Genomic DNA, 21,183 nt, shown 5'->3' with positions numbered 1-21,183 from the left:
ACCCGGGGCCCGGCGGGCGGCTGACGTCGGACAGTCCGTGGTCAGCCGACCGGCAGCTGCTCCCGCCGCTGCCCGGCGGGACCGGCGACGTCCGCGCGCGCGGCCAGATCCACGCGCCACCACACCAGGAAACCCCAGATCACAAACGCGCCGTACACCAGGTACAGCGCCGCCGACGGGTAGTAGCCGGCCTTGAGCAGCAGCGGCACCCCCACGATGTCGACGCCGATCCACAGCAGCCAGAACTCCGTCCACCCGCGGGCCATGCCGTAGGTCGCGAGGATCGACCCGGTGAAGATCCACGCGTCGGCCCACGGCCCCCACGAGCCGAGCTGGGCGAAGATCCAGCCGAACACCAGGGTGCCGGTCACCATGCCGATGACGAGACCCGCCCGCTGCCGGCCGGTAGCCCAGTGCGGATGGACGGCCACCGCGCCGGCGACCGAGCCGCCGGGCAGGGCGGCGCTCGCACGCCTGGACTGCGACCACCGCCACCAGCCGTAGACACCCACGGCCAGGAACATGACCTGCCGGCCGGCCTGACCGTAGAGGTCCACGTCCTGCGGGGTGTGGAAGACGCCGCCGAGGAAGACGGTCAGAAGGGTGAGGTTGCCGACGATCCCCACCGGCCACGCCCACACCACCCGGCGCATACCGCCGATGGCGGCGGCCAGGCCGAAGACGTTGCCGACGATCTCGCGCCACAGGATCGGAACGCCACCGATCATCAACTGCGCGTCGAGGAATTCCACGAGAAGGCTCATCGTGTGCCCCTTTCACGGGCTCTACACAGACGGCCCAGGGCTTGTGACACGACGCCCGCCCGGCCACGGTCGTCGTCGACCGGGACCGCGTCGGGTGACGCGCGGTTCTCTTCCATCCGGACTATGACCGTCGGCCCCGGGGTCACACCGGGTCTGCTGACCCCCGCGTGCGTGGCGTGGCCGGACCGGGAGTCCAACCGCACCGCGTGTGCGGGGCGCTCGCGGGCTCGCCGCCGGCCATGGGGCCGGTGACATCACCGCCGGTGGGGAGTTTCACCCCGCCCTGAGAACGTGTTCCCGTTCTACCCCTGACCGTGGCCGCGCCGCAAGCCGAGGCGGCGGCGGGTCAGCGGGCGCGGGCGGCGGCGGGTCGGCGGGCGCGGGCGGCGGCGGGCGTCAGCCGAGGGTGAGCTGCCCGCCGGACTCCGTCACCGGGATCGCGTCGAGCGGGCGCGGGGCCGGGGGCAGGGTGTTGCGGCCGTCGGTGGCGTCGTACTCGGCGCCGTGGAGCGGGCAGCGCAGGGTCATGCCCTCGATCACCTGGACCACCCCGCCCTGGTGGGTGCAGCGCGCCGAGTAGGCGACGAACTCGCCCTCGACGGGCTGCGCGACGATCACCGTGGCCTCGCCGGCCCTGAACTGCTTGGCCGTGCCCGGCGGGATCTCGGCGGCGGCGATGGTGGTCGCGGGGACCGTGGTGGTCTGCTGCACCGTCGACGGGGGCTGCGCGGGCTCGGTCATGCCACAGGCCGAGGCGATGCCCGGCAGCAGGATGATCCCGGGCAGGGCGGCCAGCACCGCGCGGCGCTGGGTGCACGGCCCGACGGCGGCGGCTCCACCGGTCGAGGCGGACGTGGCGGCGAGGGGCTCGGTCATGACGCCCATGGTATCGGTCGGCGCCACCCGTCTTGCGTGTGCCGAACACCGTGGGCCGAACACCTAGGCTGCCCGTATGACGGTCCGCAGACTCCGACCCCACGCCACGACGATCTTCTCCGAGGTCTCGCAGCTGGCCACGCGGTTCGACGCCATCAACCTGGGCCAGGGCTTCCCCGACACGGACGGACCGGAGTCGATGATCGAGGCGGCCACGCGCGCCATGCGGGAGGGCCACAACCAGTACCCGCCGGGCACCGGCACCCCGGAACTGCGCCGGGCCGCCGCCGACCACGAGACCGCCCACACCGGACTGGTGCACGACCCGGACACCGAGGTGCTGGTGACGGTCGGCGCGACCGAGGCGATCGCCGCCGCGATGGTGGGCCTGGTGGAGTACGACGACGAGGTGGTCGTGATCGAACCGTATTACGACTCCTACGCGGCCACGGTGGCGATGGCCGGCGCCACCCGTCGCGCCGCGAGGATGGTCCGCTCGGGCGGCGAACTCCGACTCGACGTGGACTCGTTGCGGGACGCGTTCTCCCCGCGGACGCGGGCCGTGCTGGTGAACTCGCCTCACAATCCCACCGGGGCCGTCCTGCCGCGCGAGGACCTCGAACAGATCGCCGCGCTGTGCCACGAGTTCGACGCGATCGCCATCTCCGACGAGGTGTACGCCCACCTCACCTACGACGGGGTGGAGCACGTGTCGATCGCGACGCTGCCCGGGATGGCCGAGCGGACCCTGCGCATCTCGAGCGCCGGCAAGCTGCTCAACTGCACCGGGTGGAAGATCGGATGGCTCACCGGGCCGGCGGACCTGGTGGCGGGTGCCCGCACCGCGCGGCAGTACATGAGCTTCACCGTCGCCTCGCCCCTGCAACTGGGCGTCGCGCACGCCCTGCGTCACGAGCAGAGATGGATCGCGACGCTGCGGCAGGACATGCAGGTTCGGCGGGACCAGTTGATGGACACGCTCTCCGGTGTCGGGTTCGACCTCGTCGTCGCGCAGGGCACGTACTTCCTCACCGCGGACCCGCGCCCACTCGGGGTGACCGACGCGGCGGCCTGGTGCCTGGAGTTACCGGAGCGGATCGGTGTGGCGGCGGTGCCGTTCGCCCCGTTCACCGACGTGTTCTCGGACGACTGGTCGCACCTGGTGCGGTTCGCGTTCTGCAAACGGCCCGAGGTGCTCGACGAGGCGGGGCGACGGTTGCGAGCCCTGCAGGGGTAGTCGGTCCGGCACCGCCACCCACATTCCGGACTACAGTCCGTAATCGCGCCGACCGCGGGGCGCCGTGCTCTACGGTGGGCACGTGACGCGCCCCCCTGTGCGAACCACCTGTTCGACGTGTTCGGACTCGACGAGATCCTCGAGCGCGACGACGCCACCGAACTCGACGGCGACACGGTCCGCACCATGCTGCGGGAGGCCGCCGCGCTCGCCGAGGGACCGGTCGCCGCGTCGTTCACCACCGCCGACCGCAACCCGCCCACCGTCGACCCCGAGACCCACGAGGTCACTCTCCACCCCGACTACGTGGCCTCCGTCCGCCCCTGGCAGGACGCCGGCTGGGGCCTCGTCGGCGTGGACCCGGCCGTCGGCGGCGTGGCCGCACCGCGCCTGGTGACCTGGGCGATCACCGAGTATCTCGTGGGCGCCAACCCGTCGATCTTCATGTACCTGTCCGGGCCGCTGTTCGCCGGCATCATGCACTCGATCGGCAACGAACAGCAGAAGAAGTGGGCCACCAAGATCATCGAGCGCAACCACGGCTCGTCCATTATGCTCACCGAAGCCGAGGTCGGCTCCGACGTGGGCGCCGTGCGCACCAAGGCGATCCAGCAGCCCGACGGCACCTGGCACATCGAGGGCACCAAACGGTTCATCACCGGCGCCGACACGGGCGACCTGTTCGAGAACATCTGGCACCAGGTGCTCGCCCGGCCCGAGGGCGCCGGCCCCGGCACCAAGGGCCTGAGCTACTTCCTCGTCCCCAAGTACATGCCGGACCCGGAGACCGCCGCGCCGGTCGAGCGCAACGGCGTCTACGCCACCGGCATCGAGAAGAAGACGCGCCTGGCCGCCTTCGCGACCTGTGAGGTGGCGTTCGGCGCGCACGGCCGACCCGCGGTGGGGTTCCTCGCCGGTGACGACCACCTGGGCATCAAGCAGATGTTCAAGACCATCGAGGCCGCCCGGATGATGGTCGGCACCAAGGCCATCTCGACCCTCTCCACGGGCTATCTGAACGCTCTCGAGTTCGCGCGCGAGCGGGTCCAGGGCAACGACATGGCCGACGCCGGAAACCCGGACGCCAAGAAGGTCACCGTCATCCACCACCCCGACGTGCGGCGGTCGCTGCTCACGCAGAAGGCGTACGCCGAGGGGTTGCGCGCGGTGTACCTCTACGCCGCCGCCCACCAGGACATCGTGTCCGCGGAGGTCGTCTCCGGCGCCGGGCCCGAGCTCGCGCACACGGTCAACGACCTGCTCCTGCCGATCGTCAAGGGCGTGGGCTCCGAGCGGTCCTACAAGTGCCTCGCCGAGTCGCTCCAGTGCTTCGGCGGCTCCGGGTACCTCAAGGACTACCCCGTCGAGCAGTACATCCGCGACGCCAAGATCGACTCCCTCTACGAGGGCGCCACCGCGATTCAGGCGCAGGACTTCTTCTTCCGCAAGATCATCCGCGACGGCGGTACCGCACTGGGCCACGTCGCCGCGCAGATCCACCGCACCGTGGACGAGGCCGGACCCGCCGAGACCGGCCCGGCCGAGCTCGAACCCGCGCGCGCCGGGGTGGCCGGCGCCCTGGCCGACGTCGAGTCGATGGTCGGCACCCTCACGGAGCACCTCATGGGCGCCCAGGAGGATCCCGAGAAGCTCTACCTCATCGGGCTCGGCGCGGTCCCCCTCCTCATGGCGGTCGGCGACCTCATGGTGGGCTGGATGCTCCTGCGCGAGGCGGGCGTCGCGCTGGACCGGCTGCCGGAGGCGACCGGCGACGACCACGACTTCTACACCGGCAAGGTGACGGTGGCGAACTTCTTCGCCCGCGCCCACCTGCCGCAGGTCGGCGCCGCGCGGGCCACCATCGAGGCGCTCGACGTGGACGTCATGCACATGCCCGAGGGCGCGTTCTAGGTCGGGGCCTTCCGGTTCGGCCCGCCGGGGCGGCAGCGCACCTCGTCGTCGTCGATCCCGGCCCGCCCCGCCCCTCCCTCGTCGAGAAGAGCGTTTCGCCCGCGTCTGCCGAGTAGAAGTGGGCGAAAAGCTCTTCTCGACGGGGATCTGGGACGGGAGGGAACTCAGCGGCCGGTGGTGAGGACGATCTTGCCCACCGCGCCGCGGCCGTCCATGAGCTCCAGGGCCTCCGTGGCCTGATCCAGGGGGAACTCGGCGCCCACCAGCGGGTCGAGCTTGCCGGCGGCCAGCAGCGGCTCGACCTCGGCCCACTGCTTCTGCAGGTAACCGGGATTGGACATCCAGTACTCGCCCCAGCCCACGCCCACGGCGCTCTTGTTGCCCAGCAGCAGCCGGTTGACCTTGACCGTGGGGATCTCGCCGCCGGTGAACCCGATGACGAGGATCCGCCCCTCCTGGCCGAGGGATCGGATGGAGTCGGTGAACCGGTCCCCGCCCACGGGGTCGACGACGATGTCGACACCCTTCCCACCGGTGAGCTCCTTCACGGCGTCCTTGAAGCCCTCGGGCGCGATGGCGTCGCTCGCCCCGGCCTTCAGCGCCAGGTCCCGCTTCTCCTCCGTGGAGGCCACGGCGATGACGTGGGCACCCATCGCGGTCGCGAACTGGGTGGCCGCGATGCCGATCCCGCCGCCCGCGCCGTGGACCAGCACCGTCTCCCCCGCCTGCAGCCGGCCGCGGTGGGCCAACGCGAAGTGGACGGTGAGCACGTTCATCGGGATCGAGGCGCCCTGCGTGAACGACAGGCTGTCCGGGAGACGGAACACCTGACCGGGATCGGCCGAGACCACCTCGGCGAACCCGCCCAGACCCGGGAACGCACACACGCGGTCCCCGGCGGCGAAGCCCGAGCCGTCGGGTGCGGACCGCACCACGCCCGCCACCTCCGAGCCGGGGACGAACGGCAGCGGCGGCGAGATCTGGTACTTGCCGCGCGTCTGCAGCACCTCGGGGAAGGTCACCCCGGCGGCGTGGACGTCGATCAGCACCGCACCCGCGTCGGGCTCGGGGACGTCCACCACCTCGAGAGCGGCGGGTCCGTCATGGCTGGAGATGTGGATGGCACGCATGCGGTCCATAGTGTCAGCCCGTCACCGAACGCGTGCGCCCTCCGCCTCACGCTGGTGCCGCCGACGGCGGAGCAGGTGCAGGGCCAGCCCCACCGCCACGAACACCTGACCGATCTGGAAGGCCAGTGCCATGACGATGAACTCACGGCCGAACGTCGTCGGCGAGATGAGGAGTGCTGCGCAGATGCCCAGCAGGACGACCGTGATGAGCTGCCCGCCCGCCAGGAACCTCCGCGGGTTCGTGGTGAGCTGACGACGGAACGCCATCAACAGCGAGTTGAGCGCCACCAGCAGGCACACCGGGACACCGATCTGGGCCGGGAAGAGGAACAGCACCACGAACAGCGGGTGGGAACTGAGGGTGACCGTGCCCTCGAACAGGAACTGCGGAACACTCCACAGGGCCGTGAGCAGCGCGCAGATCACCGAGATCCACGAACCGCCCACGAGGATCCTCACGCGGAGAGGATAACGCCGCGGGTCACTCCCTCGTCAGCGCCTCACCGATCGGGATGTCGCCGTCCGAGAATTCGATGGTGCGACCGGCGGTGTCCGGGCGGCGCAGGACGGCGGCGATGACAGCGGCCACCGCGTCCCTGCTGGTCGACCGGTCCTCACGCTTGTCGTCGCCCACCCCGATGGTCTCGCCGCCGGGATCGTCGGTCAGTGCCCCCGGCCCGAGGATCGTCCACCCCAGGTCCGAATCGCGCAGGTGCGCGTCCGCGGCACCCTTGGCCTCCGCGTACGGGAAGAACGAGTCGTCCTCCGGGACGCCGTGGTCGGGGCCCGCACCGTCGTAGGAGACCATGACGTAGCGTCCCACCTCCTCGGCGGCGCTCGCGTCCATCGAACGGATCGCGGCGTCGCGGTCCACCGCGAAGGTGCGGTCCGGGTTCCCGCCGCCGGCGCCGGCGGTCCAGACGACCGACCCGCTACCGCGCACGAGTTCGCGGAGGCCATCGACGTCGAGCGTCTCCACGTCCGCGACGACGGGGTTCGCACCCGCGGCACGGACGTCGTCGGCGTGATCGGGATTGCGGATCACCGAATACACCTCGGCACCCGCCTCGGACAGGATCCTGGCGGCGCGGAGGCCGACCTTGCCGTGGCCGCCGATGATGGTCACTGGTTTGTCGATACTCATCTCTCCGTTGTACGCCTCCGCGTTCGTCAGCGGGGGCTCCCGGGTTCGATCACGAACTCACAACGACCGGGGGTCCGTCGGTCCGGCGATTGGCCCGGTGTCGGACCCGGAGTGCATCATGTGGACATAAGCCGGGACTCACCGGCGGCCCCGCGTTCGTTCTTTCGGAGTACCGCATGTCCCTGTCCAGCTCTGGCACCCCCTCGACTCGGGCGGTGTCGGGTCCCCTCGGCCTGCTCGCCGCTCTCCTCGCCCTGCTCCTGGTCACCGCCGGGTGCACGATCCCGATGCCCGTCGGTTCCGCCGGGGAGACGACGCCCACGACTCCGACCTCCGAGGCGCCCGCCCCGGCGACGCTGGAGGTGACCCCGGCCGACGGTGCCACGGAGGTCGCCGTGGTGGACGGTGTCCGGGCCACCGTGGAGAACGGGACCATCACGGACGCCGTGCTCACCAACGATGCCGGCAAGGAGATCGAGGGCGAACTCTCGCGCGACGGTTCCCAGTGGAAGCCGTCCGTCACCCTCGGATACGGGCGCACCTACACCCTTGAGATCACGTACGAGGGCGCGGCCGGCGGGAGCAGGAGCGACACCCGCACGTTCACCATGGCCGATCCGCTGGCCGTCGTCACGCCCAGCCTCGTCACCACGGGCGGGGCCGCCCTCGAGTCCGACCGCGAGTACGGCGTCGGGATCATCGTCGCGGCCAGGTTCGACCAGCCGATCGCTGATCGCGACGAGGCCGAGAAGGACATGACGGTCACGACGACCCCCGAGGTCGAGGGCAATTGGTTCTGGCTCAACGACTCGACCGCGCACTGGCGACCCCGCGACTACTACGAGCCCGGCACGCGCGTGCAGGTCGCGCTGGACGTCGAGGGACGCAGCCTCGGCGGCGGGCAGTGGGGCGGGGCGAGCGCGGAAGCCGACTTCACCATCGGCGAGCGTCGCGTGGCGATCGCCGACGACGCGACCAAGACCGTCACCGTCTACCACGACCAGAAACCCGTGAGGGTCATGCCGACCTCCATGGGCAAGGGCGGATGGGCCACCTACGGCGACGTGACGATGCACTTCTGGACCCAGCCGGGCAACTACACGGTGCTCGACAAGGCCAGTTCCGTGGTGATGGATTCCTCGACCTACGGCCTGCCGTTGTCCGCCGGGTACAAGGTGACCGTCGACCACGGTGTGCGCCTCACCAACGACGGGATCTACTTCCACGCGCTCGAGTCGTCGATGTGGGCACAGGGGAACACCAACACCTCTCACGGCTGTCTCAACCTGTCGCCCACCGACGCGAAGTGGTACTTCGACCAGGCCGTGACGGGCGACGTCGTGGAGGTCAAGGGCACCGGCGGACCCGAACTCGGGGTCTGGCAGAACGGTGACTGGTCGGTGCCGTGGGAGGTCTGGCAGTCCGGCTCCGCCGACTGACGTCCCCCCACGTCCCCGCACACGGCCCACGTAGCCCACGCGACCTACGAAATCCGCTATCCGGATTCCTGATCTGCGCTCCCGAATGGAGTAGCCGATCCGGAATCCGGATAGCGGATCTTCTTATCTCGTGGTGTCTGGGGGCGGAGTCAGCGCACGCCCATCATGTTCTTCCTGATCCACGGCGACAACGCGGCCATGATCCCGGCCAGGACGATCGAGGCGACGCCCAGCACGAGGAAGTAGTTGCGCTCGGCGCCGGCGTCCGTCGGGTCGTAGTACCCCGCGAGCACGCCGGACAACGCGCTGCCGATCGAGACGCTGAGGAAGAACAGCGCGACCATCTGCGTCTTGAACGCCTCCGGGGCGAGCTTGGTGGACAGGGACTGCCCGACCGGTGAGAGCAGCAGCTCGGCCATCGTGAACAGGAACAGGATCCCGACGATGCCCAGCAGCGGCGTCGCCACACTGCCCACGAAGAACAGGAACACCAGGTAGGCGATACCCATGATGAGGTTCGCGAGGGCGAACTTCATCGGGCTCGAGGGCTGACGGTTCCCGAGCTTGACCCAGAGCGTCGCGAACACGGCGGCGAAGATGATGATGAACAGCGGGTTGATGGACTGCACCCAGCTCGCCGGCATCTCCCAGCCGCCCAGGTTGCGGTCCAGTCGCTGGTCGGAATAGATCGCGATCACCGTGAACTGCTGCTGGAACAGGGCCCAGAACGCCACCGAGGCCACGAACATCGGGATGAACGAGACCACCCGGCTGCGCTCGACCGGCTCCGTCTTGGCACTGGTGATGAGGAGGGCGAACAGCGCGATCGCGCCGACCACGGCGATCGCGGTGACGATGTCCGCCAGTGACTCCAGCGGCACGAGGCCGGTGGCGATGGCTGCGACGACGAGCACCGCCACGACCGCGCCGATCCCCAGGTAGCGGACGCGCTGTGGCCGCGGGAGCGGGTCGGGGACGACAGCGCCGACGCCCTTGAGGGTGGCGCCGCGCATCGCGACGTACTGGATGAGCCCGATTGCCATACCCGCGGCCGCCGCCCCGAAGCCCCAGTGGAAGCCGAAGTTGTCCCACAGCACCCCGGTGAGCAGCGGGCCCGTCAGACCGCCGATGTTGACCGCCATGTAGTAGATCGAGAACGCGGCGTCCCGCCGGTCGTCGGTCCGGCGGTACATGTCGCCGACCACCGTGGAGGTGGTGGCCTTGAGGGTTCCCGCACCGACACCGACCAGCACGAGGCCGATGCCCAGGCCGATCGCCCCGGGTACGAGCGCCAGGGACAGGTGGCCGAGCATGATCATCACGGCTGCGCCGAACAGCGTCCTCTCGGCGCCGAGGAGGCGGTCCGAGACCCAGCCGCCCAGGATCGCGGAGGCGTACACCAGACCGCCGTACGCGCCGACGATCGAGGCGGCGATCTCCTGGGAGTAGCCGAGTCCGCCGTCGCCGACCGCGTAGTAGATGTAGTACGCCAGCAGACCCTGCATGCCGTAGAAACTGAACCGCTCCCACAGTTCGATCCCCGACAGGTTCGCCAATCCGAGTGGGTGGCCGAAGAACCTGCGGTCCGAATCGGCGAGAGCCACCTCGGCGTTCCGAGTTGTCATGTACGTCAGTGATACTCCTGCTCCCCGAGCCGGACAAAACCGGTGCCGCGCGAGCTGCCCCGTAGGGGTGGGAGTCGACAATCGGTGCCCCAGACGGGAGAATCGGACCGATCAGCCCGGGCGATCTGCCCCGGGCGTAATCGAGAAGCGCAGGAGCACCTCCAGTGAGCCGAGCCGACACCCCGGCCCGATCTATCAGCCCCCTTCACCGAAGGGGGGACACCGGATGAGCATCGCGCTCTCACTCCTGGTCGGCGTCGTCGTCGTCCTGGCCATCACCGCGCTCACGGGCTACTTCGTGGCGCAGGAATTCGCCTTCATGGCCGTTGATCGCTCGCGGATGGGGGCTGCCGCCGAAAAGGGCGACCCCGTCGCCGACCGCGTACTCGGGGTCACCAGGCGGACCTCGTTCATGCTGTCGGGTGCGCAGCTGGGCATCACCGTCACGACCCTCGTCGTCGGCTACGTGGCCGAGCCACTCATCGGGCGGGCCCTGGGCGAACTACTCGGTCTGGCCTCCGTTCCACAGGCCATCGGCGTCGGTGTGGGCACGGTCCTGGCCCTGCTGTTCTCGACCGTCGTGCAGATGCTCTTCGGCGAGCTCGTGCCCAAGAACCTGGCGATCGCCAAACCCGAACCCGTCGCTCGCTGGTTGGCGCGGTCGACCACCATCTACCTGGCGCTGTTCGGCTGGCTCATCGGGCTGTTCGACAAGGCGTCCGAGGCCCTGCTCAAGGCCGTCGGCATCGAGCCGGTGCACGACAAGGAGCACTCCGCCACCGCCCGCGACCTCGAGCACATCGTCCACGAGTCCAGCGAGACCGGCGAACTCTCCCCCGAGCTCAGCCGCCTGTTGGACCGGATGCTCGACTTCCCCGGACAGCCGGCGGAGCACGCGATGATCCCGCGCTCCCGTACCGACGTGGTCCGCGGGGAGGACGCGGTCCCGGACGTGCTGTCGAAGATGGCCACCGGTCACACCCGCTACCCCGTGGTCGGTGAGGACTCCGACGACGTCATCGGCATCGTCGACCTGCACGACCTGCTGGTGATCTGCGACGACGAGCGGGACACCTCCCTGACCCTGGTGTCGGAGGTCATGCGGGCCCCGATCGTCGTGCCCACCTCCCTGCCGTTGCCCGAGGTGGCGGCGCGCCTGAGCGAACAGAAGGCCGAGATGGCCGTGGTCGTCGACGAGTACGGCGGGTTCGCCGGAGTCGTGACGATGGAGGACATGGCGGAGGAGATCGTCGGGGAGATCGCCGACGAGCACGACCCTCAGGCCGCCGGGGACGCCCCGGTCAGTGAGGGGTTGGGCTGGGTCCTGGGGGGCGACACCCACCTGGACGAGGTCGAGCGCCTGCTCGACATCACCCTGCCCGAGGTCGACGCCGAGACGCTGGGCGGCCTCGTCGTCGAGACGATCGGTGACCTGCCGGACGTCGGCGACCGGGTGGACATCCCGCTGCCCGACACCGACATCCTCGAGGAGGTCTCCGCCGATCGCGTCCTGCGGGCCGAGGTCCGTCGTCTCGAGCGTCGCGTCCCCGCCGAGCTGCATATCGTGGTCGAGGAGGCCACACGATGACCCCCACCACGACCCTCATGGCCGCCGAGGCCCAGTCCGGACTCATGAGCAATCCCTGGGTGGTCCTGGCCGCGACCGTCCTGCTCATCGCGGCGTCCGCGTTCTTCGTGGCCGTCGAGTTCTCCCTCATCTCCGCGCGGCGCCACCGCCTCGAGGACGCCGCCGCCACCAGCAGGGCCGCCCGGGCGGCCCTGCGCAACGCCTCCGAACTCACCCTCCTGCTGGCGGGAGCGCAGCTGGGGATCACGCTGTGCGCGCTGGCGCTGGGGTCGATCACCAAGCCCGCCGTGCACCACTGGCTCACCCCGGTCTTCTCCGGCTGGGGCCTGCCGTTGTGGACCGCCGACGTCATCGCGTTCATCCTCGCGCTGATCATCGTGACGTTCCTGCACCTCGTGGTGGGCGAGATGGCCCCCAAGTCGTGGTCGATCACGCATCCCGAGTACTCGGCCACCCTGCTGGCTATTCCGATGCGGGCGTTCCTCTGGCTCACCCGTCCGCTCCTGGTCGCCCTCAACGCCATGGCGAACAACATCCTGCACCGGCTGGGTGTCGAGTCGAGGGACGAGGTGTCCGCGGGCCAGGACGCCGATTCACTGCGCGAGCTCGTGCGGCACTCCGGTGAGGCGGGGACCCTGGACGACACCCATCAGCGCCAGCTGCTCAGCGCCCTCGAGCTGCAGGAGCTCACCGTGGGCGACCTGCTCGGGGAGCGCGGGGTCGACACGCCCGCCTCGCCCGAGGAGATGTCCTCCGTCGGCGCGGACGCCACCCCGGGCGAGATCCGCGACACCGCCCGCCGCACCGGCCACCTGCGGCTACTGGTCCTCGAGAACGACACCGCCGTCGGCGTGGTGCACGCTCGGGACGCCATCGACGTCGAGGGGCCGGCCACCGCCCGCGAGCTCATGCGGTCGAGCCTGTCCCTCGAGCACGACCTGACCGTCGCCGAGGCGTTCCGCCGGATGCGCGACGCACGGGCGCACCTCGTCGTCGTCGAACAATCCGGCGGGCACCCGGGCACCCACGTCTCCGAGGTCCGCGGCGTCCTCACCCTCGACGACGTGGTCCGTCGCCTCCTGCCCGTCACCTCGGGGTAGATAGGCGGGGGGTAGATCGGCGCAGGTGGACCGGCGCGGGTCAGATCCGGCTGATGAGCCAGACCACGCCGAACAGCGCCAGCCCGGCGATCCCGAGCAGGACCAGCAGCATGAGCCCGACCGCGCCGATCGCCCTCAGCAGGTAGCCGCGCGCGTCGGTGTCGACGCGTCTGCCGTCGGCGATGGTGCGGTCGACCAGCCGCAGGTTCTTGGACGTGGCCTTGTGGGCGGCATCGGCGACGTCACCGACGAACGGGATCAGCCCGAGCACGGCGTCCACCAGGTAGTTCCAGCCCATCCGGAACAGGATCCGCACGGGCACCCGGTTGCGCACCGCCTCGGCGAACACGGCGGCCGCGAACACGGTGCCGACCGCGTCGCCGACCACCGGGACCAGCCCGATCACCGGATCCAGACCGACGCGATAGCGGGTGCCGGGGATGCGGACGAGGTCGTCGAGCACGCGCGCGAGACCGGTGGTGACCGGGGAGGCGCCGGTGCGGTCGACGGGTGCCGGGGCGGGGTCGGGGCGGTCGGGGTTCACGGGCCCGAGCCTACGGTCCGCGCTCCCGGTGCGCCCGGGCCCGGGATCTGGTTTCGTGGAGAGATGATGCCCACGCCCGCCTCTCAGCCGAGTCTCCGCCCGCTGCGGCCCCACCGCGATCCCGGCGCGACCCGGCGCCCGGATCGTCGCGCCGGAGGCCTCGTGGCGGCGGCCCTCGCCGTCGTGCTCGTGGGGTCGGGGTGCGCCGCGCTGACCGGCGACACGGGCGCCGACGAGGTGGACCAGTTCCTGGCCGCCCTCAATCGGGGCGACGTGACGGGCGCGGCCGCGCTGACCACCGACCCGGCCGCCGCGGAGGAGACCATCATCGCGAGCGTCGAGGGGATGGGGTTGCCCGCGATCTCCGCGACCACCACCGGCGACGACGGGCGCCCCGACCGCGACCCGGTGACGGTGGAGATCACGTGGGACATGGGCGCCGCCGGAGCCGACGATGAAGGCGGCGAGAACGAGGGCGGCGCCGACGGTTCTGGTGACGACGACGAGGCGGGCTCCGGCCCGGCCGGCGGGGACGAGGCTGCCGGCGCCGGGACGCGCAGCGTGACCACCCGCGGCGAGGTGCGGACGACCGAGGTGGGCGACCAGTGGAAGGTGCAGTGGGCGCCGACGGTGCTCGACACCCGGCTGGCCGAGGGGGGTCGGCTGACGTTCGCCGAGGAACTCGACTGGGACACCGACATCCTCGACCGGACCGGCGAGCCGCTCATGCAGTGGACGCCGGTCACCGCGGTGACGCTCGCACCCGACGCCGCCGGCTCCGCGGACGCGGTCGCGTCGCTGGTCAGCGGGGCCGCACCGACGATCACCGGTCAGACGATCCGCGACGGGATGGCCGAGGCCGGCGACCAGCCGTACCAGGTCGTGGCGTTGCGCCCGGCGGACATCGACCCGATCCGCGATCAGCTCGCCGCGGTCCCGGGCGTGAGCCTGCCGGAGCAGGGCCAGCTCATCCGCACCGACCGCGACCTGGATTCCCCCGCCCTCGACGGCCTGCCGAACGCCTGGACGGAGGCGCTGCAGTCCGAGGCCGGGTGGTCGGCGCAGATCGTCAACCCCGGCGCCGAACCGATCGAGATCGGGGGCGCACCGGCCGGAGAGGTCGACGACCTGGTCTCGATGGTCCAGATCTCGATGCAGCGTGAGGCCCAGCGGGCCGTGGACGGAAGCGGGTTGGCCGCGTCGATCGTGGCGATCCAGCCCTCCACCGGCGGGGTGCTGGCCGTGGCCCAGAACTCCGCCGCCGACCGGCAGGGGCCCGTCTCCCTGCAGGGGCGCTTCCCGCCGGGGTCGACGTTCAAGGTGGTCACCACCGCCGCCGCGCTCTCCGCCGGCGTCGTGGGCCCGGACGAGATCGTGCCGTGCCCGGCGTCGGTCACCGTCTCGGGCCGGACGATCCCCAACGACGACGACTTCGAGCTGGGCCCCGTCCCCCTGGAGACGGCGTTCGCCCGGTCGTGCAACACCACTCAGGCCGTCATCAGCGACCGCCTGGAACCCGCGGCGATGAAGGACACCGCCGCGACACTGGGCCTCGGCGTCGGGTTCTTCACCCCGGGGCTGAACACCTACACCGGGGAGGTGCCCGTCACCGAGCAGGGCCCGGCCCGGGTCGAGGCGGCGATCGGGCAGGGCGAGGTGCTGGCCAGCCCGTTCGGCATGGCCGTGATGACGGCGTCGCTCGCGAACGGTGGCCGGATGATCCTGCCACAGCTCATCGACGGGATGCCCGCGGTCGCCAACGACTCCCCGGAGCCGCTCGACCCGGCCGTGGTCGACACCCTGCGCCGCTACATGGTGCAGACCGTGCAGTCGGGCACCGCGACGGCCGCGAGGTCCGTGCCCGGCCTGGGCGGCAAGACCGGCACCGCCGAGGTGGGCAGCGGGCCGTCGCACGGCTGGTTCGTGGGCTTCACCGGGGACATCGCGGTCGCGGTCCTCATCGAGGGCGCCGACTCGTCCGGCCCAGCGGTGGAGATGGCCGCCGACTTCCTCGGGGGTGTCGGACAACCGGCACCGTTGGCCGCTCGGTAGTTTCGGCACATGCGCCTGCCCAAGGTCTCGCTCCCTGAATTGACCCTGCCCGATCTATCCCTGCAGAATCTGCCGCTGCCCGGCCTGGACCGGCTGCCGTTCTCGTCGTCGTCCCCCTCCCCCGCGGACACCCACCGCCGCGTCCTGGTGACCGGCGGTGCGTCCGGCCTCGGTCTGGCCCTGGCGACGGCGTTCCTCGAGCGCGGTGACCGGGTGATCGTCGCCGACCTCGCCCCCACCGACGACCGCCCCGACTCCGTGCCCGCCGACGCCCACTACCTGCGGCTCGACGTGCGCTCGGAGGACGAGTGGCAGGCCGCACGCGCCGAGGTCGAGAAGATCTGGGGCGGCCTGGACGTGCTCGTCAACAACGCCGGCATCGCCCAGGGCGGCCGCATCGAGATGCTCACCGAGGACGACTGGCGGCAGATCGTCGACATCAACCTGCTCGGCGTGGCGCGCGGATGCCGCACCTTCGTCCCGATACTCAAGGCGCAGGGCAGCGGCCACCTCGTCAACACCGCCTCGCTCGCCGGCCTCGTCCACCCGCCCACCATGTCCTCCTACACGGCGGTCAAGGCGGCGGTCGTGGCGATCTCCGAGAGCCTGCGGTGGGAACTCGAGCCGTTCGGCGTGGACGTGTCGGTGCTGTGCCCCTCGTTCTTCCGCACCAACCTCGCCTCGAGCCTCAACGCCTCCGACCCCGCCGCCAGCGGGTTCGCGAGCAAGCTCATCGACCGCTCCGAGCGGGGCGCCGACGAGATCGCCGCGGAGGTGATGACGGGCCTGGACGCCAAGCAGTTCCTCATCCTCCCCGACCCCGACGCCCGCAAGTCCTACCGCGCCAAGCGGTTCCTGCCCGCCGCGTACGCCAGGACCATGCTCGGCATGGGCCAGAAGTTCGCGGCGGTGACACGGGCCACGGGCGGGGCGGGCGGGGCGGGCGGAACGGGCGCGACGGGCGCGTGAGCACCGGGGGCGGCCCCCGCTGGTACCGCCCGCTAGTACCCTGCGGGGCATGACCCCCTCGCACCTCCTCTCCCGCGCCGACCTCGATTTCCTCCTGCACGACTGGCTCCGCGTCGCCGAGCTGTGCGAGCGGGAGCGGTACGCGGAGCACTCGCGCGAGACGATCGACTCCGTGGTGGACCTGTCGGCCGAACTCGCCGAGAAGTACTTCGCACCCCACTTCCGCAAAGCCGACCTCACCGAGCCCCGGTTGGTCGGCGAGGACGTGGAGCTCATCCCCGAGATCGGCGAGGCGCTGGCGAAGTTCGCCGAGGCCGACCTCGTCGGTGCGGCGATGGACGAGCGCGTCGGCGGGATGCAGCTGCCCTACACCGCCTACCTGGCGTGCATGGCCTGGTTCTACGCCGCGAACATCTCCACCGCGGCCTACCCGCTGCTCACGACCGGCAACGCCAACCTGCTCATCGAGCACGGCTCCGACGAGCAGATCGAGCGGTACGTCAAGCCGATGATCGAGGGCCGCTTCACCGGGACGATGTGCCTGTCCGAGCCGCAGGCCGGGTCCAACCTCGCCGACATCACCACCCGGGCCGAGCCGCAGCCCGACGGCACGTACCGGCTGTTCGGGCAGAAGATGTGGATCTCCGGCGGCGAGCACCAGATGGCCGAGAACATCGTGCACCTGGTGCTGGCGAAGGTTCCCGGGTCGCCGGCGGGCACCCGCGGCATCAGCCTGTTCGTCGTGCCGAAGTTCCTGGTCGCCGACGACGGCACGATCGGCGAGCGGAACGACATCGTCATCACCGGCCTCAACCACAAGATGGGCTTCCGCGGCACGGTCAACACCATGCCCACGCTCGGCCAGGGCATGCACACCCCCGGCGGTGAGGCGGGCGCGATCGGGTACCTCGTCGGAGAGCAGAACACCGGCCTCAAGAAGATGTTCACCATGATGAACGAGGCCCGCCTCGGCGTGGGCCTCGGCGCGACCGCCATCGGCTACACCGGGTACCTCAAGTCGCTGGACTACGCCCGGAACCGTCCCCAGGGCCGGCAGGTCGGGGCGGACCCGTCATCGCCGCAGGTCATGCTCACCGGCCACGCGGACGTGCGCCGCATGCTGCTGGCCCAGAAATCGTACGTGGAGGGCGCCCTCGCCCTGGGGCTGTACTGCGCGCGACTGGTCGACGACGAGAAGACCGGATCCCCGGAGGAGTCGGCGGCGGCGAAGATGCTGCTCGACGTCCTCACCCCGATCGCCAAGTCGTGGCCCTCGCAGTGGTGTCTCAAGGCCAACGAGCTCGCGGTGCAGGTGCTGGGCGGGGCCGGCTACACCATCGACTACGACGTGGAACAGCACTACCGCGACAACCGTCTCAACCCGATCCACGAGGGCACGCACGGCATCCAGGGCCAGGACCTGCTGGGACGCAAGGTGATGGCCGGCGGCGGTGCCGGGTTGGCCGCGCTGACCGGGCGGATCACCCAGGCGTGTGACCGGGCCGCCGAGGCGGGCGGGTCCGCGGCCGGGATGGCCGCGCTGCTGCGGCCGCGTGTCACCCGCCTCATCGAGGTCACCACCGCGCTGGCGGAGGTGGGGGCCTCGGATCCGGAGGCCTTCCTGGCCGACGCCACCGAGTACCTCGAGGCCGCCGGGCATGTGGTGATCGCCTGGATCTGGGTCGAGCAGGTCTTGGCACTGGGCGCGCGCACCGGCGACGAGGGCGACGCCTTCGCCGCGGGCAAGCTCAGGGCCGCGGAGTACTTCCTGCGCCGCGAACTCCCGATCGTCGACGCCAAGTTCGACCTGCTCGCCGCGGGCGACCGCACGACGCTGGACATGCGTGACGACTGGTTCTGACTTCCGGTTCTGACCCGGGTCCGGTGCTGGACCGCGCCCGGTTCGGCCGACCGCTCGGCGGCGGCATACGACGAAGCCCGGGCCGGCGCTCTCGCGTCGGCCCGGGCCTCGTCTCGTCTGGTCGACCTCACCGGATGGGCGGGAGTTCAGGGCACCCGTCCGCGGCGATCGGTCAGATCACTCCTCGGGGATGAGGACCTGGTCGATGAGGTAGACGGTGGCGTTGGCGGTCTCGACGCCACCGCAGACCACGTTGGCACCGTTGACCATGAGCTCGTCGCCGGAACCGGTCACGTCGACGTCAGCGCCGTTGAGAGTGGTCTGCATCCCGGAGATCTCGTCGGGCGTGATCTGGCCCTCCACGACGTGGTAGGTCAGGATGCCGGTGAGCAGGTCGGCGTCGGTCTGGAGCGCCTCCATCGTCGCGTCGTCGATCTGCGCGAACGCGTCATCGACGGGGGCGAAGACGGTGTACTCGCCGTTGTTGAGGGTGTCGACGAGGTTGACGTCCGGGTTGACGCCGCCGGACAGGGCGGCGGTGAGGGTCGTCAGCAGCGGGTTGTTGGAGGCGGCCGTGGCGACCGGCTCCATCGCCATGCCGTCGACCGAGCCCGGTCCCTCCGGGTTGGCCTCGGCGTAATCCGCGCACCCGGGGCCGACGAGCATGCCGGCCGGCTCGGCCTCCATGGACGAGGTCTCGGAGGAGGCGGTGGTGCTCATCATGGAGCTGGCGGTGCCCTCGGCGGTGGTCTCGGTGTCGCTTCCGTCATCGGTCGAGCAGCCGGCGAGGACGAGTCCGGAGACCGCGGCGGCTGCGGCGATCGAGGCGACTCGGCGGGAGATCGTGATGCCCATTGTGCTGTCCTTTCGGTGGAGCCCCTGTGGTGTGGGGCTCTGTGCGGTGGGTCACCAGTGCTTCGCCGCCCCCCGTGATCCGGATGGGTCCGGCCCGAAAGTTTTTCTCGGGCCGCCGGCCGCAGCCGCCTGCCGCCGCCCGTCACGATGGCGTCTCGCGTGAACAGATGCGCAGGCCAGACGCCCTCCCCGGGGGCGGCGGTCGCCGGCGCGTCCATCCGCGCGAGCAATGCGCCATGCGCGGGAGCGGATGCCGATCGCGGGGCGTCGGTGAGGTGTCCCGGTGACGCCGGGGCGCCAGCCGGGGTGAGGCCACGCTGACTCCCGGGGGTTGACCTGAGCGCGCCCGGCCGTGCAGGCCGACCGGGCCGTCCGACCGGGCTGCGGCTCCGAATCAAGGACGTGAACACTCCACAGACCCGATCCCTCGTCGCGGCCAGAGCCTGCGCGGGCCTCCTCGCCACCGGCCTCGCCGTCGCGGTGGGTCATGCCGTCGCCGGAGTCGTGGCCCCCGGGTCGTCGCCGTTCCTCGCCGTGGCCGACTCGGTGGTCGACCGGGCCCCCTCCGCGGTGCGCGAGGTGACGATCGACGCACTCGGCACCGCCGACAAGCCGGCACTGATGGCAGGGCTGGCGGTCATCCTCATCGTGACGGGCGTGGTGGTGGGCCTCATCGAGCGCCGGGGACGTCCCGCCGGCACGATCGTGCTCGCCCTCTTCGGCCTCATCGGCACCGCAGCGGCGGTGACCCGGCCGACAGCGGGGCCGCTGTGGGCACTGCCGACGGTGCTCGGCGCGATCGTCTCGATCGTGGCCCTGCGGGCGATGATCGGCGCCCTGTTCCCCGCCTCTTCCGTCGCCTCGGATGCCGGACGCCCGGAGGGGGCCGCCTCCGCCGGCACCGGGGAAAGTGCCTCCTCGCCCGGCACCGCCGCGGCGGGGACCGCGACGCGACGAGATCCCGACCGTCGACGCTTCCTGATCCTGGCCGGGTCGGCCGCGGCCGTCATCGCCGCGGCCGGTGCCACGGGAATGGCACTGACCCGCCGTGCCGCCGAGGCGGTGGCCGAACGCACCGGATTGCGGTTGCCCCGGGTCCTCGCGCGGAACGCGGCGCCTGCCGTGCCGGCAGGTGTGGTTCCGGACGCGCCCGGCGTGACCCCGTTCCTCACCGACAACGACGAGTTCTATCGGATCGACACCGCTCTGCGGGTCCCTTCGCTGAGGGCCGCCGACTGGCGACTGCGCATCCACGGGATGGTGGAGCGCGAGATCGAGCTCGACTGGCAGTCGCTGATCGACAGGGAGACCCGCGAGCGCATCATCACCATGACCTGCGTGTCCAACGAGGTCGGTGGCGACCTGGTCGGCACCGCGAGCTGGACCGGCTTCTCCATCGCCGACCTGCTCGCCGAGGCCGGGCCCCTGCCGGACGCCGACATGCTGCTGTCGACGTCGGTCGACGGCTGGACCGCCGGCACCCCGCTCGAAGCACTGACCGACGGCCGCGACGCCCTGCTGGCCGTGGGGATGAACGGCGAACCGCTTCCGTTCGAGCACGGCTACCCGGTCCGTCAGGTGGTGCCGGGGCTCTACGGGTACGTCTCGGCGACCAAGTGGGTCGTGGACTGGGAGGTCACCCGCTTCGACCGGGCCAGTGCGTACTGGACGGATCGCGGGTGGGCGGAGCGGGGTCCGATCCGGACGGCCAGCCGCATCGACCGGCCCGCGCCGCTCGCCGAGTTGCCGCCCGGACCGGTCGTGGTGGCGGGCACCGCCTGGGCCCAGCGTCGCGGTATCGAGCGGGTCGAGGTCCGGGTCGACGACGGCCCGTGGCGCGAGGCGCAACTGTCCGAGGAGTACTCGGTCGACACCTGGCGGATGTGGTCGTGGACCTGGGACGCCGAGCCCGGTCTGCACACCCTGCACGTCCGCGCGACGGACGGGACCGGTCGGGTACAGCCCGAGGAGCGGCGGGAGCCCGTCCCGAGCGGCGCCACGGGTTGGCACAACCGGACGTTCCGGGTGGCGACGGCATGACCCTCATGGACATCCGCGCACCGGGAACACGGCCGCCCCGCGACCCGG

17 protein-coding genes and 1 riboswitch are annotated in these 21,183 nt (G+C 71.1%); of the genes, 9 read left to right on the top strand and 8 right to left on the bottom strand.

The annotated features are described in order from the left end of the window. Positions 1 to 41: 41 nt before the first annotated feature. Both Q2K20_RS00700 and Q2K20_RS00695 read right to left on the bottom strand, forming a co-directional pair. On the bottom strand, positions 42 to 764 hold the full coding sequence (locus Q2K20_RS00700; RefSeq protein WP_283466035.1) for a nicotinamide riboside transporter PnuC: 723 nt from the start codon (positions 762 to 764) through the stop codon (positions 42 to 44). Positions 765 to 864: 100 nt separating this feature from the next. Further along, a riboswitch (FMN riboswitch) is annotated at positions 865 to 1,059 on the bottom strand. Between the two features lie 101 nt (positions 1,060 to 1,160). Continuing rightward, the gene (locus tag Q2K20_RS00695) at positions 1,161 to 1,640 is read right to left on the bottom strand and encodes a Rieske (2Fe-2S) protein (protein WP_259821277.1); all 480 of its coding nucleotides are present in this window, start codon (positions 1,638 to 1,640) and stop codon (positions 1,161 to 1,163) included. Between the two features lie 76 nt (positions 1,641 to 1,716). On the opposite strand from Q2K20_RS00695, the gene Q2K20_RS00690 reads away from it, so the two are divergent. Both Q2K20_RS00690 and Q2K20_RS00685 read left to right on the top strand, forming a co-directional pair. Further along, positions 1,717 to 2,877: a pyridoxal phosphate-dependent aminotransferase gene (locus tag Q2K20_RS00690; protein ID WP_268092743.1), complete on the top strand. Its 1,161-nt coding sequence runs from the start codon at positions 1,717 to 1,719 to the stop codon at positions 2,875 to 2,877. A gap of 117 nt (positions 2,878 to 2,994) precedes the next feature. Next, positions 2,995 to 4,788, top strand: coding sequence for an acyl-CoA dehydrogenase (locus Q2K20_RS00685; RefSeq protein WP_317176513.1), 1,794 nt, complete (start codon positions 2,995 to 2,997; stop codon positions 4,786 to 4,788). A 164-nt stretch (positions 4,789 to 4,952) separates the two neighbouring features. On the opposite strand, the gene Q2K20_RS00680 is transcribed toward Q2K20_RS00685, so the two are convergent. Genes Q2K20_RS00680 through Q2K20_RS00670 form a run of 3 tightly spaced genes read right to left on the bottom strand, consistent with a single transcriptional unit; the run spans position 4,953 to position 7,062 of the window. After that, positions 4,953 to 5,918 carry an NADPH:quinone oxidoreductase family protein gene (locus Q2K20_RS00680; RefSeq protein WP_317176512.1) on the bottom strand — a complete coding sequence of 322 codons (966 nt, stop codon included), beginning with the start codon at positions 5,916 to 5,918 and terminating at the stop codon, positions 4,953 to 4,955. Between the two features lie 21 nt (positions 5,919 to 5,939). After that, positions 5,940 to 6,377: a hypothetical protein gene (locus Q2K20_RS00675; RefSeq protein ID WP_067719033.1), complete on the bottom strand. Its 438-nt coding sequence runs from the start codon at positions 6,375 to 6,377 to the stop codon at positions 5,940 to 5,942. Positions 6,378 to 6,399: 22 nt separating this feature from the next. Continuing rightward, positions 6,400 to 7,062, bottom strand: a complete 663-nt coding sequence (locus Q2K20_RS00670; RefSeq protein ID WP_268092744.1) for an SDR family oxidoreductase — start codon at positions 7,060 to 7,062, stop codon at positions 6,400 to 6,402. A gap of 176 nt (positions 7,063 to 7,238) precedes the next feature. Between Q2K20_RS00670 and Q2K20_RS00665 the strand changes: the two genes are divergently transcribed. After that, positions 7,239 to 8,501, top strand: a complete 1,263-nt coding sequence (locus Q2K20_RS00665; RefSeq protein ID WP_317176511.1) for an Ig-like domain-containing protein — start codon at positions 7,239 to 7,241, stop codon at positions 8,499 to 8,501. Positions 8,502 to 8,650: 149 nt separating this feature from the next. On the opposite strand, the gene Q2K20_RS00660 is transcribed toward Q2K20_RS00665, so the two are convergent. Next, positions 8,651 to 10,126 carry a peptide MFS transporter gene (locus Q2K20_RS00660; protein WP_119192557.1) on the bottom strand — a complete coding sequence of 492 codons (1,476 nt, stop codon included), beginning with the start codon at positions 10,124 to 10,126 and terminating at the stop codon, positions 8,651 to 8,653. Positions 10,127 to 10,352: 226 nt separating this feature from the next. On the opposite strand from Q2K20_RS00660, the gene Q2K20_RS00655 reads away from it, so the two are divergent. Beyond that, positions 10,353 to 11,714, top strand: a complete 1,362-nt coding sequence (locus Q2K20_RS00655) for a hemolysin family protein (protein ID WP_069390358.1) — start codon at positions 10,353 to 10,355, stop codon at positions 11,712 to 11,714. Next, the gene (locus tag Q2K20_RS00650) at positions 11,711 to 12,814 is read left to right on the top strand and encodes a hemolysin family protein (protein ID WP_241742394.1); all 1,104 of its coding nucleotides are present in this window, start codon (positions 11,711 to 11,713) and stop codon (positions 12,812 to 12,814) included. The genes Q2K20_RS00655 and Q2K20_RS00650 overlap by 4 nt, the downstream gene beginning before the upstream one ends. A 40-nt stretch (positions 12,815 to 12,854) precedes the next feature. Here Q2K20_RS00650 and Q2K20_RS00645 read toward each other — a convergent pair whose 3' ends face one another. Continuing rightward, complete coding sequence (locus Q2K20_RS00645) at positions 12,855 to 13,358, bottom strand: DUF4112 domain-containing protein (protein WP_119192556.1); 504 nt, start codon at positions 13,356 to 13,358, stop codon at positions 12,855 to 12,857. Between the two features lie 63 nt (positions 13,359 to 13,421). On the opposite strand from Q2K20_RS00645, the gene Q2K20_RS00640 reads away from it, so the two are divergent. Genes Q2K20_RS00640 through Q2K20_RS00630 form a run of 3 tightly spaced genes read left to right on the top strand, consistent with a single transcriptional unit; the run spans position 13,422 to position 18,240 of the window. Then, positions 13,422 to 15,410 (top strand): penicillin-binding transpeptidase domain-containing protein, encoded by a 1,989-nt coding sequence (locus Q2K20_RS00640; protein WP_317176510.1) that lies wholly within the window; start codon positions 13,422 to 13,424, stop codon positions 15,408 to 15,410. A gap of 9 nt (positions 15,411 to 15,419) precedes the next feature. After that, positions 15,420 to 16,379: an SDR family NAD(P)-dependent oxidoreductase gene (locus tag Q2K20_RS00635; protein WP_283466014.1), complete on the top strand. Its 960-nt coding sequence runs from the start codon at positions 15,420 to 15,422 to the stop codon at positions 16,377 to 16,379. Positions 16,380 to 16,428: 49 nt separating this feature from the next. Beyond that, positions 16,429 to 18,240, top strand: coding sequence for an acyl-CoA dehydrogenase (locus Q2K20_RS00630; protein ID WP_283466013.1), 1,812 nt, complete (start codon positions 16,429 to 16,431; stop codon positions 18,238 to 18,240). 177 nt (positions 18,241 to 18,417) lie between these two features. On the opposite strand, the gene Q2K20_RS00625 is transcribed toward Q2K20_RS00630, so the two are convergent. Then, the gene (locus Q2K20_RS00625) at positions 18,418 to 19,095 is read right to left on the bottom strand and encodes a fasciclin domain-containing protein (RefSeq protein ID WP_167457869.1); all 678 of its coding nucleotides are present in this window, start codon (positions 19,093 to 19,095) and stop codon (positions 18,418 to 18,420) included. A gap of 480 nt (positions 19,096 to 19,575) precedes the next feature. Between Q2K20_RS00625 and Q2K20_RS00620 the strand changes: the two genes are divergently transcribed. After that, a complete protein-coding gene (locus tag Q2K20_RS00620; protein ID WP_409337958.1) occupies positions 19,576 to 21,135 on the top strand; it encodes a molybdopterin-dependent oxidoreductase in 1,560 nt (519 codons plus the stop codon). The last annotated feature ends 48 nt before the right edge of the window (positions 21,136 to 21,183 follow it).

It is taken from the genome of Dietzia sp. IN118 (assembly GCF_032905965.1).
In the GTDB taxonomy this organism is placed as follows: domain Bacteria; phylum Actinomycetota; class Actinomycetes; order Mycobacteriales; family Mycobacteriaceae; genus Dietzia; species Dietzia kunjamensis.
Note: the sequence above shows the minus strand (reverse complement) of the source record. Positions and strands in the feature narration are given on the sequence as shown.

Bases quoted from the DNA above. Each gene is read 5' to 3' on its own strand.
- Q2K20_RS00700 (WP_283466035.1), bottom strand. From the start codon at position 764: ATGAGCCTTCTCGTGGAATTCCTCGACGCGCAGTTGATGATCGGTGGC.
- Q2K20_RS00695 (WP_259821277.1), bottom strand. From the start codon at position 1,640: ATGACCGAGCCCCTCGCCGCCACGTCCGCCTCGACCGGTGGAGCCGCC.
- Q2K20_RS00690 (WP_268092743.1), top strand. From the start codon at position 1,717: ATGACGGTCCGCAGACTCCGACCCCACGCCACGACGATCTTCTCCGAG.
- Q2K20_RS00680 (WP_317176512.1), bottom strand. From the start codon at position 5,918: ATGCGTGCCATCCACATCTCCAGCCATGACGGACCCGCCGCTCTCGAG.
- Q2K20_RS00670 (WP_268092744.1), bottom strand. From the start codon at position 7,062: ATGAGTATCGACAAACCAGTGACCATCATCGGCGGCCACGGCAAGGTC.
- Q2K20_RS00665 (WP_317176511.1), top strand. From the start codon at position 7,239: ATGTCCCTGTCCAGCTCTGGCACCCCCTCGACTCGGGCGGTGTCGGGT.
- Q2K20_RS00660 (WP_119192557.1), bottom strand. From the start codon at position 10,126: ATGACAACTCGGAACGCCGAGGTGGCTCTCGCCGATTCGGACCGCAGG.
- Q2K20_RS00655 (WP_069390358.1), top strand. From the start codon at position 10,353: ATGAGCATCGCGCTCTCACTCCTGGTCGGCGTCGTCGTCGTCCTGGCC.
- Q2K20_RS00650 (WP_241742394.1), top strand. From the start codon at position 11,711: ATGACCCCCACCACGACCCTCATGGCCGCCGAGGCCCAGTCCGGACTC.
- Q2K20_RS00640 (WP_317176510.1), top strand. From the start codon at position 13,422: ATGATGCCCACGCCCGCCTCTCAGCCGAGTCTCCGCCCGCTGCGGCCC.
- Q2K20_RS00635 (WP_283466014.1), top strand. From the start codon at position 15,420: ATGCGCCTGCCCAAGGTCTCGCTCCCTGAATTGACCCTGCCCGATCTA.
- Q2K20_RS00630 (WP_283466013.1), top strand. From the start codon at position 16,429: ATGACCCCCTCGCACCTCCTCTCCCGCGCCGACCTCGATTTCCTCCTG.
- Q2K20_RS00625 (WP_167457869.1), bottom strand. From the start codon at position 19,095: ATGGGCATCACGATCTCCCGCCGAGTCGCCTCGATCGCCGCAGCCGCC.